The organism is Ochrobactrum sp. XJ1 (genome assembly GCF_024701725.1).
Lineage (GTDB): Bacteria > Pseudomonadota > Alphaproteobacteria > Rhizobiales > Rhizobiaceae > Brucella > Brucella anthropi.
In genome coordinates this window covers 128,305-141,064 of record NZ_VDGD01000006.1, presented here as the reverse complement: position 1 = coordinate 141,064, position 12,760 = coordinate 128,305, and the positions used below count along the sequence as shown (strand labels likewise).

The window sequence follows — 12,760 nt, the reverse complement described above, 5'->3', positions numbered from 1 at the left end:
CAATGTCCAAGCCTAACGAAAACCAGAATAAGGGCGTGACCGGCGACAATGACGCCGCCGCCAAGGCGAAAGCAGAAGCGGAAGCCAAGGCAAAGGCTGAAGCCGAGGTAAAAGCCCTGCAGGAAGCAGAGAAGGCCAAGGCCGAGGCGGAAGAAAAGGCGAAGGCCGATGCGGATGCCGCAGCGGCCAAGGCGAAAGCTGAAGCCGAGGCACAAGCCTTACAGGAAGCCGACCGGGCCAAAGCCGAGGCGGAAGCACAGGCGAAAGCGGATGCGGAAGCATTTGCACGGTTGGAAGCAAACGGGCCGATTGCCCGCTGTGAAATCCGTCTGGACGGCAAAACTTACAAGCCGGGTGCCCGCCTGCCGATTGACGAAGACGACGACGTTTTCGACGAACTGGAAGCCATCGGCGCGATTTGAGTTTCATCCTCCCATGGATGGGTCGCAGGGGGCGGCCAGCGTCAGCAAAGTGTGAACACCCCCACCAATTTCGAAGGCAGGATCATGATTTACGCAACGCGGGCAGACATCGAAGAGCTTTGGGGCGTCGAGTTCGTTGGCGACATCCTGCCTGAAGGCGTGGATGCTGCTGCGTCGATCTTGTCCGCGCTCGATATCGCCAGCAAGGAAGTCGATGTCTATCTCTCGGCGCGCTATCCGCTGCCGCTTCCTTCCGCGCCCGGCGTCCTGAAGTCGCCTACCGCCGATATCGCCGTTTACAAGCTGGCGAACCGGCATTCCGCGCTCACCAATACGATTGAGGATCGCTACAAGTGGGCGCGCGAGCTGCTGCAGCGCATTGCAGATGGCAAGGCGGGGCTTGGTGCTGATGAGCCGCGCGTTTCGACCGATCCCGGCAGTTCAGCCGGTGGCGCTGCATTCTCGGCCAATTCCCGCGTGTTCTCGCGCAGGACATTGCCATGACCGGCGTTGCGCTTGAAATCCGCGAGACCGGCCTTGAAGCCGCGTTGAGCTTGGTCGATGGGATTGCCCATGCACCGAGGCAGGAGCTTTCGGAAGGCGTCGGCAGGCTTGTCCAGGAGCAGACCCGGCAGCGCATCGAGGAAGAAAAGCGATCGCCTGAAGGCACCGCATGGAAGCCGAACATCACGCGCACCAGCATTCTTTATCGGACCGGCGCGCTATCCCGCTCGATCGACTATATTGCGACGCCCGATAGCGTCATGATCGGCTCGGCGCTCGTTTATGCGCGCATCCACCAGCTGGGTGGCACAATCCGGCCCAAGACCGCCAAGGCGCTCGCCTTCATGATCGGCAATATGATGCGCCTGGTTCAAAGCGTCACCATCCCGGCCCGCCGCTATCTTGGTCTGTCGCCTGCCAATCAGACCGAGATTGTTGATGCGGCTGAAGACTGGCTGAAGAGGCTTGTCCAATGACCAAGCGCCAGTCCCGTATCAATGAATTCCGCGCCGCCGTTGTTGAGACAATCAAGAAGGCACTGCCGGAGCTGCGCGAATGTGAATCGCAATTTGGTCGCTTCAACCTGGACGAACTGGAGACGACCAGCATTCGCCCACCCGCCGTTCGCGTCGGCCTGCTCCATGGGAAGCTGAAGCACACCGGGGCCGGTCAGGCCGAAGGAACAATGTCTTGCGCTGCCTTTGTCGTCACGGATGGCAAGGACCGCGACGACACGGCGTGGACCATTGCGGAAGCCGTTGCCGTGTCGCTGCACACAAGCCAGTTGTTCGGACTTGTCAAACTCGGCGCTCCGCAGGGGGTTTCGATCCAGCCGGTTATTTCGGCTGCGATCAAATCGCGTGGCGTGTCGATTATCGCCGTCGAGTGGACGCAGGCGCTGCACCAGCTCGGCCAGAATATTTTCGACCAGGACGGCGTTGTCCCTTCCGAACTCTATATCAATGACGAGCTTATCGAGGTGCGGCCATGACCGACATCATCGTCCGGGAGCTTTTGTCCCTTCGCAAGTCGATCGATGATCTGGAGCGCCGCCTTTCCGCTTCGCACATGACCGGCAAGGTTGTTGCCGTCGATGGCGACCGCGTGCGACTGGAGCTGCAGCCTGAAGATAGCCGCACCGGCAAGCCGTTCCTTTCGCCTTGGGTGCAGGTGCAGGAGGCCGCAGGGTCTACCGGCACACATTTCCCGGTCGCGATCGGTGATCCGATCCGCCTGTTTTCGCCCAATGGTGAGCTTGGCAGCCAGTCGATCGCCATCCGCGACGGCTACACCGAGGACGCCGAGAACCCGGCCAAGGATGGCGAACTTGCAATCGCGCACGGCGGCTGCGCCCTGCGTTTTGCTAATGGGGTCGCCACGATCGAAGCGTCGGAAGTCATCTTCAAAAGCGGCGCACTCAAGCACAACGAAAAGAATGTCGGTGACACGCACACCCACGGCGGCGTCGAGCGTGGCGGTAGCAACACCAAAGAACCCAACGATTGAAAGGGCATTTAAATGGCCGTTAAGAGCAAATTTGAAGTGACTGGAAAGGCCGGAACCTTCGTTGCCGGTGAGCGCAATCCCGGCGTCGGTAAACCGGTCAGCCTCACGGAAGAACAGGCATATTATCCGCTGATCGCGGGCGAGATCAGACGGCCCGGCACAGTCGCAGAAGCGGACCCAGCAGCGGGCAAGCCGAAGAAGGTTTGAAGATGCGAACGGGTATCGACGCTCAAACAGGCAAGCTTCTGACCGGCTGGGCGCATTGCGTCCAGTCGATCGGCAAATGCCTGACCACGCGCTTTCGGACCCGTATGCTGCGCGCCTATATCGGTTCGCTCGTCCCTGAAATGCAGGACCAGAACGCCGACGCCATGACCATTTTCAAGGTCTATATGTCGATTGCCGAGGCGTTGAACGATCCTGTCAGCGGCGAACCCGGCTTTAGCCTTCAGACAATCGAGATGGTGGAATACGGCCCTTCAGGCCGGTTTGTATTCCTGCTCGATGGCATTTTTTACCCGCGTGGACACCTGGGGGATTATTCCCTCCAGGAACGCAAATCGGCGCGGCTCGACCAGACAGGAGCTATCCTATGAGCGCCATCAGCGTGTTTGACGGCTTGCCAAGGCCGGAAATGATCAAGCCGCTCGATGCGGAGGCGATCGTTGAAACCACGTTGCTTGATTTCAAGGAACGCTCGGCATCTTATGGTGTCGATTACGATGTCGAACGGACAGCATATGACCCTGCTGTCATCCAGCACGAGGTTAGTGCTGGCCGGGAAACCGGCATGCGCGCCGAAATCAACGATGCTGCCTCTTCCAATCTGCTTGCCTTCGCGACCGGCTCAGACCTCGACCACCTCGCCGCCTTCTATGACGTGTTCCGCCTGAACGGCGAAACGGATGATGCATTGCGCGAGCGCACGGCGCTGGAAATCAAGGCCCGATCGCCGGGCGGCTCGCAATATTGGTATGAAGCCGCAGCTCGCCGCGTTGACGTACGCATCCGCAGCGCGAAAGCCTATCGTGAGCCATTCTGGCCGATCGTCCATTTAGCAATCCTGTCACGCGATAACGGCGGAGTTCCTGATCAATCCCTGCTTGGCGCTATCGATCGGGAAGTACAGCAGCAGACAGTTCGATTGATGAACGATACCGTCATCGTTGAACCCGCTGTTTCGCAAACCGTGGACATAAAGGGCCGGTTCTGGATTTTGCCGACCGCGTCATCAGTTGTCGGTGACACACTCGAACCCGCCTTGCGCGCCGCTTGGGATAAGGAAACCGGCATCGGTTTCGATCTGGAGCTTTCATGGATTGAATCGAAGCTTCACGTGCCCGGCATCAAAAAAATCATCATCGATGCGCCCGCGGCCTCGATTGTAGCCACCGATAACGCTGCCATCGCGATCGGGGCGATCCAACTCGACTATATGGGGCGTGACTATTGATTGAGCGCCATCACCATCAGCCGCAGAATGCCAGCCGCTATGAACGGGCTATGTCTGAATCTCTGGACCGGAGACCGGAGCTTAGACCCGCAATTGAAGCTCTGCATGCCTTCAAGTTCAATCCGCCTGACCAGATAGTGCCCTATCTGGTAGCTGAGTATGGATTGAATGAAATTGAGGATTATCTGCCCGACCTTCGTGCTGTTCTGCGCGAAGGTGTCAGCTGGCAACGCCTTATTGGTACGCCTGCTGCCGTGCATAAGGCGCTGCGCTGGATCAACCATGATGGTGACATCGAGGAGTTTCCGGCCAAGAAGCGCAAATGGTGGTGGTTTCAGGTTCACTTGCCATTTGAAGTAAGAAACACCGATTTCGTCAGGCCGATGACACAGCTTGTCAAGGCTTCGAAGCCCCTGCGTTCCGAGTTCGCGCGCGTCACTGCGGGTTGGGATGTGCGGGCTTTCCAGTTGAACAAGCACCGGCTCAATGGCGATGCCTTCCTCAATAACTGGTCGGGCGTCCGTCGCTCGCCGGGTGAGCCGGTGTTGTCGCTGCGCGTCAACCAGAACGTCCGCACAAAATTCTGGCCAGCACCTTTCGTCCGTGTTCGCACGCATACAGTCATCACATCATTTGTCCGCGCCACATACCAGCTGCCGTTGCGCCAGCGCATAGCAATCTTCGTGGCATCGGCGGGTGTGCTAGCGCGGTATTCGGACCCGGCAATCCAGACGTTCCAGAATGCACCTTTCGTCCATGACCGCTTCGGGAAGCCAGCTTCCAGAGCACATATAGGGTTTTCATAATGGCTTTATCCGTTTTCGTCGCAGGCTCCCGCGTCGCCTTTGCGCGTTATCTCATGCAAGCTCCGCTCTTCGTTGCGGTTGGCTCTGGCGATGCAGCGTGGGATAGTTTGCCGGAACCAACACCCGAGGAAGAAACGCAGCAACTGGCAGCGCTGTCTCAGGAAAGCGCTCTCACAAACTGTATTGGCGTGACGCGGGTTCGCGCACGGTCATACATGAAGGCGGACCCCAACGGCGATATCATTCTCAGCGACGGCTCGGCGTGGTCGGTTTCGTCAACCGAGACAAACACCATCAGGCTAGAAGCCAAGCTCGACATTGGTGATGCGACCGGCGATTCCGTGCGTGAAACCGGCGTCTACCTCGACACCAAAATCAACGAAAGCGTGCCAGCAGGACAGATGTTCATTCCGCTTGCTGATGTCGCGAGCCTTGGCACCCTGCTCCAGTTGCATCGTTTTCCTCCCATCGTGCGTGACGGCACGATCAGTCAGGCAATCAATCCCTATCTCGAATTGTGAGGCGTGATGAACAGCATCATCAAGCGTGATGGCTATGGAAGCCGTTATGACCGCTCCCAAAAGCGTCATGCGATCGCTTTCCCAGACCGCACACTTTATCTTCAGTCGAAAGACCTGAACGAAATTCAGGATATTTCGCTCGACCATACCCGCCGCGTGGCCGAATATATTCTTCAGGACGGTCGTATCGTTGACGGCACCGATCCCATTGTCACGGTTCCCGCAGGCGATGCAGGCCCCGATGAGGATCATATCCGTGTGCAGATACCAGCCTGCGCCATCTATCTCGGCGGAATTGTACACGATGTTGCTGCGGCTGATTTCATCCTGCCGAACAAGGGCGATATCGTTATCGGCGTTCGCCATTCGGACCGGCTGGTAACTGACATCGAGGACGCCACTCTAAAGGGCGATATCGACGGCACAGAAGCCTATGCTGAAGATGGCCCGGCGCGCATCGAAATCACGGTGAGGTGGGGGCATTCGCTCGATGGCGACGCAGAACCAGTCCTTTCCGTGTTCCAGGTGCGTGACGGCGTCATCCTCACGACTTCGACCAATGTCGATTATTCTGAAATCTACAAGGCGATGGAAACCGTCACGCGCGAAAGCAACGGTTCTTTCGTCAATAACGGTTTTCTGGTTACAGAACTTGGCCCGAACGCCGAAGGCAAGCAGGCATTTTCTGTTTCGGAAGGCACGGCCTATGTGAACGGTCGCCGCGTCGTTCGACGCCAGTCCTTCCGCTTCGAAGTGGAAGAAAATCCCGATCTGCGCGACGTGGATGCCGAGCCGCATCCCTTCACCGCCGAGACAGGCGGAACGCAAGCGTTCGCGGTGTCGAAATCGCCGATTGCCGAGGTGCGTCGTGTCACAGTTGAAAAAGAAACGACTGATACGATTGTTCATGGCCCTTATGCCGGTGTGACCGATCCGCTGCCGCATTCGTCGGTAACGGCCATTCTCGAAATCAGGGCGGGTACTACGATCTATACAACGCCTGCCGACTGGCTGCTTTCGCAGGGCCAGATTGACTGGTCGCCTTCCGGCAAGGAACCGGCACCGGGCAGTTCCTATACGGTCAAGTACCGTTACAACGAGAATATCCAGCCCGATCAGGTGGGGCGCGATACCATTACAGTCACGGGTGCGGCCAACGGCACGAATGTCCTGTTCGATTATCGCTACAAGCTGCCGCGCATCGATGTGATCGCGGTCGATCCTTCAGGTGGCATGGTGTATCTGACTGGCGTGTCGGCGGTTTCGCGACCTCGCCCGCCAGAAGTGCCCTCCGACCGGCTGGAGCTGGCGCGCATCTATAATGACTGGGGGCGTGCGCCCCGCGTCGAGATTACCCAAGTGCGCAACTTCACCTATGATCGCATCACGCGCCTGGAAAAGATGTTGATCGACGTCTACGATCTGGTGGCGCAGGAGCGGCTGAAGAATGATATTTCTTCGCGCGAGGTTGCTGCAAAGCGCGGGCTGTTTGTTGATCCATTCATTGACGATGACTTGCGCGATCAGGGCATTGCACAGACGGCGGCTATCGTTGGCGGCAAGCTTCGCCTGCCTATCAAGCCGACGCTACACGAGTTTCCGGCCTTCATGGAAATTCAGCATCTGGATTACAGCGAAGTGGTTGTCATCCGTCAGAATCGCCGCAGCGGTTCGATGAAGATCAACCCATACCAGACCTTCACGCCGATGCCGGGCCGCGCCAGCGTTGAGCCGTCAACCGACTTCTGGACGGAAAAACGCACCACGTGGACGTCGCCGGAAACGCAAGCCTTTGAAGCGTCGGACGGGGAATACATCACGGGGATTTCGCTTGAACAGCAAGTGGAAAAGGTCCGCGAGACGATCATATCTGCCGAGTTTATCCGCCCGCGCAATGTCAAGTTCCGGCTGGAAGGTTTCATTGAGAACGAAGCGCTGTCCAAGGTCTGGTTTGACGATATTGAAGTCGCCTTTACCGTCTCCGGCACGGCTGATGCCAACGGAGTGATGACTGGCGAATTCACCATCCCTGTCAATGTTCCGGCAGGCTCGAAATCTGTCTTCTTTGAAGGCAGCGTCGGGACGGATGCTGGGTGCACCTATATCGGGCGTGGCGAGATTACGGTTGAGGAATACAGGCTGACCAGTTCGCTGGAGACTTCCACCGAAAGCATGCCGCAGCCGATCATTAACAACACTGTGATCAACAACGTCACGAATGTAACCAACGTCACGAACGCCAACAGCTCGACCCCGATCAGTCGTGGCGGTGACGGTGGCGGGCGCGGCGGCGGACACGACCCTTTGGCACAGACATTTACGCTCGCGCAGTCGTGGTGTCTGGCAGGCATTCGGCTGATGTGCGCAAAAATCGGCTCGGCCTCAAACTCCATTCTGGTGCAGATCAGGACAGTGGAAGTGGGCTTGCCGACTTCGGAAGTGATCGCGGAAGCCTTCGTGCCGGGCACGGCCTTGCGTGAAGGCGAGATATTCACGGCGCATTTCAAATATCCGGTCTTCATTCCTGGTGGCCGGGAATTCGCGTTTGTCGTTCTAACCGACGATGGGGAGCATGAGCTTTTCGTTGCGGCGATTGGCAAGATTGATCTCGATACAGATGGCATCATCACCGGCCAGCCTTTTACGGTGGGTGTGCTGCTTTCATCTTCGAACGCTTCGACCTGGACAGTGCACAACGAGGCCGATCTTTGGTTTGAACTGATCGGCTGTCAGTTTGAGCCAAAGGAAAAGATCGTGCCGATCGGAGTATTTACACCGGCCCGCATGTCGGATGTGGTTATTCGGGCTGGCGTTGAATATCCTGATACGTCTGTTGATGTTGTCATTCGGCTGACCCGGCCCAATGGTGAGGTCATCAATGCCGCGCCCCGGCAGATCATCAGCTTCGACCAGTATATTCAGAACGAAACCATACAGGTCGCGGCGGTGCTGCGCGGAACCGAGCGTGTAACGCCATTCGTGTTTCCGAACGTGCAGATCATTGACGGGGAATTGCAGACGACCGCGGATTACGTCACCCGTGCTGTGGATGCCACGGACGCAAACCGGGTGCTGGTCACGTTTGATGCAAAGCTGCCGGCCAATTCATCGGCACAGGTGCAAATCGGCATACCGGGCAACTATGAGACCGTCAGCGTGTCAGGCGCGACCCCGCTCGGCGACGGACTGGTTGAGCAGTCCTTTGTCCGCTCCAACTATCCAGCCGTCAACCAAGATGCGCGCACGCGCATCGTTCTGACCGGGACGCCTGCCGCTCGACCGGAAATATCCAACCTGCGTATGCTACTTTCAAAGGTGTGATGAATGGCCAACACGACAAACTACAATTGGCCTTTGCCCTCTCCGTCCGGCTTGCAGTTGAACGAGATCGCAAAAATTGCAACCTCGTTCTCGGCGATCGATGCAAAGATCAAGGCGTTCGAAACCTCTTTTAGCAACCACAAGCACAAGTTTGCCGAGCTGGAGGAAAAACCGACGACGCTCGGCGGCTATGGGATCACGGACGGGATGACTGCCGAAGAGGTTGCACAAGCGATCAAAAAGGCGGTCGATGACCTCATCAATGGTTCCGGGGCAGCGCTTGACACTCTGAAAGAGCTTGCCGACGCACTTGGCAATGATCCGGAGTTCGCAACGACTGTCGGTAATGCCTTGGGCGTCCGCGTCCGGGTTGATGCCGCGCAGCCATTTACCTTAGCCGAAAAAGCGCAAGGCCGTTCCAACCTCGACGCGCTTGGAACAGTCGACAAGGGCAAGGCGGATGGGGTCGCCAGTTTGGATAGCACAGGCAAAGTGCCTCCTGCTCAACTGCCAGCCCTGACGACGACAGCAACCGTTGGTGCCGCGATGGCCGGTGCCAACGGCAAAGCGGCCCCCGCAGACGGCGACTTTTTCGCAGGGGTGGAAGCTGGCGGCTCGACCATGTTCAAAGCAACATGGGCGAACATCAAAGCTACGCTGAAAGCCTATTTCGATGCGATTTACCAAGCAAAACTTGGGTATGTTCCGGTTCGGCAATTCATTTCCGGAGTAATTTACATCGGTTGGGACGGTCCATCGGGCAAGCTCGCCACGCAGGTCGACGCAACTTACTTCGGTGTCAATTGGCCAATCGATATCAGGGGTCGAGCAAACGGCGGCGCAAATTGGGCCGACGGCGCTGGTTATGCTGACAGACTTGGCCCCGGTGGATGGACGCTGGCTACTATTCAGGATCAGCTTAACTGGCGCGTAACTGATCACCGTTTTGCTGGATACATCGCTCAAGAGGTACTGCTTGACGGGGGCGGAACATCGGGAGGCGGAGGATCTTCCGGCTATGTTGTCACTCACGTCACTAAGCGTGGTGGCGTTGCGGTGGCCGATGTGGGGTTGCGACAGCCACAACTTTACATCCCGAACGCTGGATGGCGGGCATTAGGAGGTTGGTAATGAAAGATTTCGGCATATTCACCGCTGGCGAGAACATTATTACCGTTCCGCCGATCCAGATAGGAATTGACGGGGATGGGGAACCTGTTTTCAGCGAACCTCGCGAGTTGCCAGTGCTCATCTTCCGCGACAAAAACGGGGTGGACTGGTTTGACCTCGCGAAAGAGTTTCCGCATCCGTTCTATATCGCCGTTGATGAAAATGGTCGCATTTACTCCATGGAAACTGACTTCCAAGCTTCCCAACTCGCCGGTCACCTGATCGGCATTGATAGTGATTTCGGATATACACGCGGTCTCGGCGGCACCGTCTACGGCAAATTGTGGAATGGAATGGCTATTGTTGAGCCTGAACCGGAGCCGGAGCCGATCCCGGATGAAATCAGCCGTCGCCAGTTTTTCCAACATCTGGCGGTAATGGGCATCATCACCAAAGCCGACGCTCTCGCGGCGATGCAAGGCGGGATTATTCCAGCCCCAATCCAAGCCATTATCAATCATCTTCCGAGCGACGATGACAAGTTCAATGCACAAATGTTCATCGTCGGTGCAGCTACTTTTCACCGAACTCATCCACTGGCGGAAACTGTTCGGGAGGCATTGAGTTGGACTGCCGAGCAGAAGGATGATTTTTGGCGGCAAGCTGCGATGCTTTAGGCATTTAGTGCATTTAAGCAAATTCTAAGCCGCCCTCAGGGGCGGTTTTTTTGTGATCGGAGAAACCACGTGCGGTACTGACAACGCTTATTGAGCGTAATGCTCGTCGCGAGGTGGTTTGAATATAATTGACAATCAAAAAGGCCGTAGTTATGCCCCGATCAATTGGGGCATATATTTTAAGCAAGGGGGGCGGTGCGAATTGTCACTAAACAACCAATCCAACTATGCGAATATAACATTCAACGATAAGAATATTATAAAGCGCTGGCTGCAACGTAAGCGATTGACCACGTCATTGCGATTGATCAATCCTGTATTCCGACCGCGTTGTATCGTTGACTATGGTGCCGGTAACGGGGAAATAATCAAGACGCTCGCCGTTCTGTATCCTGATGCGAAAATTATCTGTTTTGAGCCCACAAAGAACCTAATGGAAGAGGCGAAAAAGAACCTCAATGGCGTCCCAAACGTTGTATTCACGGAAACAGTTGAAACGATAAGCACATCGAGCGTTGATCTAATTTTCTGTTTGGAGGTGTTTGAGCATCTTCCTTCGAAGGAGACTGAAGACGCATTCAATGTGTTCAAGCGTGTCCTGAATGATCAAGGTAAGATCGTCATTGGCTTACCGATCGAGGTAGGTATTCCTTCACTTTATAAGGGACTGTTTCGGATGGTCAGACGGTTCGGTGCGTATGATGCTCGGATTGGCAATATATTGCGTTCGTTCGCCTATGTGCCGCCCAAAGAACGCCCATGCAGTGAAATAGCACCGGGTTTTGCTTATTATTTTGATCACATGGGTTTCGATTACAGGGCTTTTGCATCGGTCCTGCGCGAACACTTTTACATTGACCAGATAACGGGCGGCCCATTCCCTGCATTTGGTGCAATTTTCAATCCTGAGATTAATTTTCTTGCTAGACCGAAGGCTTCACACAGCCATGTTAGCGAAGCAGACGTCGCGAAAGAAGCCGTTTTAGCCTGATCAGCGAAGGCATCTTGGCGAACGCAATTCTTCTGCGTAATATGCCTCCATCTTCTGAACCGATCAGTCCTCATCGCCCCTGACACTGTCAGGGGCGTTTTGTTTTGCGTCCTGATTAATCTCTCCAAGACGGTTTTAAGCGCCCTTTAGAACGGGTTTTGGAGACACTTAATGGCCATTTCACCATTCAACCATGGCACCCGCGTCATTCAGGTCGGCAGCGAAGCCCGATCGATGGAAGTTGCGGATGTTTCGACTATCGGCGCTGCCGTGATCGCGCCCGATGCCGATCCGAAGGTTTTCCCTGTCAGCGAGCCGGTTGCCTTCTATACCCACGAAGCGGACAAGATCGCCGCCTTGGGAGCCACTGGCACCGGAATCGATATCGTGAATGCGGTTCGCGCTCAGGGCGTGGAGGCGATGCTGGTTTTCAGTCGCGAGGAAGAAGGCGCAACGCCTGAAGCCACGATGACAAACCTGATCGGCTCGGCTGCGAGCATGACCGGAGTTCATGCGCTTTCCTATGCGCTCGGCCATGTCGGGGTTGAACCTGATATCCTGCTTGCACCGGGGCATTCTGCCGGTCGCGTGGACAACGCCAAAAACCCACTTGCCGATGCGCTGCAACAGGTGGCCGAAAAGCTTCGCGCCGTTGCGGTACTCGATACAGGCGGGCCGACGCGGGAAAAGAGCCTCGAATATCGGGCCGATTTCGCATCGCGCTATTGCTATCTGCTTGATCCGTTCGTCCGGGTTTCCAGCGGCACGGATATCGTCACGAAGCCCGCTTCGCCCTTTGCAGCCGGGTTGATAGTCAAGCGCGATAAGCAGAAAGGCGGACCGTACTGGTCGCCGTCCAATCAGGAAACGCTCGGCATTCTCGGAACGGCGCGCCCGATCACCTATTTTGATGGCGAGATCGATCACGAAGCCAACCTTTTGAACGAAGCGGGCATTGCCACCTTCATTCCGGCGCGGCTGGTGCAGGGTATTGGCGGTCAGTTCGCCGCCAATGGCCGCATTCTGTGGGGCAATCGCACCACGTCCGATGATCCGCTCTGGAAGTTTATCAACGTTGTCCGCACCCGCGCCACGATCGAGAAGACCATCATCCGGTCTTTCCGCTGGGCAAACGACGACAATCTGTCGGTCCAACTCGTGACGGCTGTAATCCGCACGCTTCAGGAGTTCCTTGACGAATTGACCGTCGCCGGTGCGATCCTCGGCGGTCGCGCGTTCTGGGAGCGGGAGACGAATACCAATGCGTCCTTGCGTGACGGCAAGCTGCGCGTCGAGTTCGATGCCGAGGAAGCTCCGCCGCTTGAAGACCTGATCTTCGGTTCGCGCCGCAACGAGCAGTATTTCGACAACCTCGCTGCCGAAATCCAGCGCCGGACCTCGGTCTCTTTCTCCGTCAATATCAGCGACGTGGTCGCGGCCTAACGGGAG

At 56.6% G+C, this 12,760-nt stretch carries 15 protein-coding genes; all 15 read left to right on the top strand.

The genetic code is table 11. The features are described 5' to 3' along the window. Window positions 1-2 precede the first annotated feature (2 nt). The 15 genes from FG152_RS12340 to FG152_RS12270 all read left to right on the top strand — a co-directional run bounded on the left by FG152_RS12340 (window position 3) and on the right by FG152_RS12270 (window position 12,754). Window positions 3-422 (top strand): hypothetical protein, encoded by a 420-nt coding sequence (locus tag FG152_RS12340; RefSeq protein WP_006471562.1) that lies wholly within the window; start codon window positions 3-5, stop codon window positions 420-422. Window positions 423-506: 84 nt separating this feature from the next. Continuing rightward, window positions 507-926, top strand: a complete 420-nt coding sequence (locus tag FG152_RS12335; RefSeq protein WP_006471561.1) for a gp436 family protein — start codon at window positions 507-509, stop codon at window positions 924-926. Further along, window positions 923-1,402 carry a phage virion morphogenesis protein gene (locus tag FG152_RS12330; RefSeq protein ID WP_006471560.1) on the top strand — a complete coding sequence of 160 codons (480 nt, stop codon included), beginning with the start codon at window positions 923-925 and terminating at the stop codon, window positions 1,400-1,402. Before FG152_RS12335 ends, FG152_RS12330 begins: the two co-directional genes overlap by 4 nt. Next, complete coding sequence (locus FG152_RS12325) at window positions 1,399-1,917, top strand: hypothetical protein (RefSeq protein WP_006471559.1); 519 nt, start codon at window positions 1,399-1,401, stop codon at window positions 1,915-1,917. The genes FG152_RS12330 and FG152_RS12325 overlap by 4 nt, the downstream gene beginning before the upstream one ends. Further along, on the top strand, window positions 1,914-2,432 hold the full coding sequence (locus tag FG152_RS12320) for a hypothetical protein (protein WP_006471558.1): 519 nt from the start codon (window positions 1,914-1,916) through the stop codon (window positions 2,430-2,432). The genes FG152_RS12325 and FG152_RS12320 overlap by 4 nt, the downstream gene beginning before the upstream one ends. A gap of 12 nt (window positions 2,433-2,444) precedes the next feature. Further along, window positions 2,445-2,639: a hypothetical protein gene (locus tag FG152_RS12315; protein ID WP_006471557.1), complete on the top strand. Its 195-nt coding sequence runs from the start codon at window positions 2,445-2,447 to the stop codon at window positions 2,637-2,639. Between the two features lie 2 nt (window positions 2,640-2,641). After that, the gene (locus tag FG152_RS12310) at window positions 2,642-3,028 is read left to right on the top strand and encodes a GPW/gp25 family protein (RefSeq protein ID WP_006471556.1); all 387 of its coding nucleotides are present in this window, start codon (window positions 2,642-2,644) and stop codon (window positions 3,026-3,028) included. After that, entirely contained in the window at window positions 3,025-3,885 is an 861-nt protein-coding gene (locus tag FG152_RS12305; RefSeq protein WP_006471555.1) for a baseplate J/gp47 family protein, read from the top strand. The genes FG152_RS12310 and FG152_RS12305 overlap by 4 nt, the downstream gene beginning before the upstream one ends. Before the next feature lie 50 nt (window positions 3,886-3,935). After that, window positions 3,936-4,691, top strand: coding sequence for a phage tail protein (locus FG152_RS12300; RefSeq protein ID WP_051051150.1), 756 nt, complete (start codon window positions 3,936-3,938; stop codon window positions 4,689-4,691). Then, window positions 4,691-5,212 (top strand): BW3TFN family phage tail fiber component, encoded by a 522-nt coding sequence (locus tag FG152_RS12295; RefSeq protein WP_006471553.1) that lies wholly within the window; start codon window positions 4,691-4,693, stop codon window positions 5,210-5,212. The genes FG152_RS12300 and FG152_RS12295 overlap by 1 nt, the downstream gene beginning before the upstream one ends. Window positions 5,213-5,218: 6 nt before the next feature. After that, window positions 5,219-8,533 carry a DUF4815 domain-containing protein gene (locus FG152_RS12290; protein WP_006471552.1) on the top strand — a complete coding sequence of 1,105 codons (3,315 nt, stop codon included), beginning with the start codon at window positions 5,219-5,221 and terminating at the stop codon, window positions 8,531-8,533. A 3-nt stretch (window positions 8,534-8,536) separates the two neighbouring features. Continuing rightward, window positions 8,537-9,664 (top strand): DEAD/DEAH box helicase family protein, encoded by a 1,128-nt coding sequence (locus FG152_RS12285; protein WP_006471551.1) that lies wholly within the window; start codon window positions 8,537-8,539, stop codon window positions 9,662-9,664. After that, complete coding sequence (locus FG152_RS12280; RefSeq protein ID WP_498986656.1) at window positions 9,664-10,320, top strand: hypothetical protein; 657 nt, start codon at window positions 9,664-9,666, stop codon at window positions 10,318-10,320. Before FG152_RS12285 ends, FG152_RS12280 begins: the two co-directional genes overlap by 1 nt. Before the next feature lie 118 nt (window positions 10,321-10,438). Then, window positions 10,439-11,311, top strand: a complete 873-nt coding sequence (locus tag FG152_RS12275) for a class I SAM-dependent methyltransferase (protein ID WP_498986654.1) — start codon at window positions 10,439-10,441, stop codon at window positions 11,309-11,311. 171 nt (window positions 11,312-11,482) lie between these two features. Then, a complete protein-coding gene (locus FG152_RS12270) occupies window positions 11,483-12,754 on the top strand; it encodes a phage tail sheath subtilisin-like domain-containing protein (RefSeq protein WP_498986651.1) in 1,272 nt (423 codons plus the stop codon). Window positions 12,755-12,760 lie beyond the last annotated feature (6 nt).

Coding starts and splice junctions, on each gene's coding strand:
- FG152_RS12340 (WP_006471562.1), top strand. CDS start 3: ATGTCCAAGCCTAACGAAAACCAGAATAAGGGCGTGACCGGCGACAAT.
- FG152_RS12335 (WP_006471561.1), top strand. CDS start 507: ATGATTTACGCAACGCGGGCAGACATCGAAGAGCTTTGGGGCGTCGAG.
- FG152_RS12330 (WP_006471560.1), top strand. CDS start 923: ATGACCGGCGTTGCGCTTGAAATCCGCGAGACCGGCCTTGAAGCCGCG.
- FG152_RS12325 (WP_006471559.1), top strand. CDS start 1,399: ATGACCAAGCGCCAGTCCCGTATCAATGAATTCCGCGCCGCCGTTGTT.
- FG152_RS12320 (WP_006471558.1), top strand. CDS start 1,914: ATGACCGACATCATCGTCCGGGAGCTTTTGTCCCTTCGCAAGTCGATC.
- FG152_RS12315 (WP_006471557.1), top strand. CDS start 2,445: ATGGCCGTTAAGAGCAAATTTGAAGTGACTGGAAAGGCCGGAACCTTC.
- FG152_RS12310 (WP_006471556.1), top strand. CDS start 2,642: ATGCGAACGGGTATCGACGCTCAAACAGGCAAGCTTCTGACCGGCTGG.
- FG152_RS12305 (WP_006471555.1), top strand. CDS start 3,025: ATGAGCGCCATCAGCGTGTTTGACGGCTTGCCAAGGCCGGAAATGATC.
- FG152_RS12300 (WP_051051150.1), top strand. CDS start 3,936: ATGTCTGAATCTCTGGACCGGAGACCGGAGCTTAGACCCGCAATTGAA.
- FG152_RS12295 (WP_006471553.1), top strand. CDS start 4,691: ATGGCTTTATCCGTTTTCGTCGCAGGCTCCCGCGTCGCCTTTGCGCGT.
- FG152_RS12290 (WP_006471552.1), top strand. CDS start 5,219: ATGAACAGCATCATCAAGCGTGATGGCTATGGAAGCCGTTATGACCGC.
- FG152_RS12285 (WP_006471551.1), top strand. CDS start 8,537: ATGGCCAACACGACAAACTACAATTGGCCTTTGCCCTCTCCGTCCGGC.
- FG152_RS12280 (WP_498986656.1), top strand. CDS start 9,664: ATGAAAGATTTCGGCATATTCACCGCTGGCGAGAACATTATTACCGTT.
- FG152_RS12270 (WP_498986651.1), top strand. CDS start 11,483: ATGGCCATTTCACCATTCAACCATGGCACCCGCGTCATTCAGGTCGGC.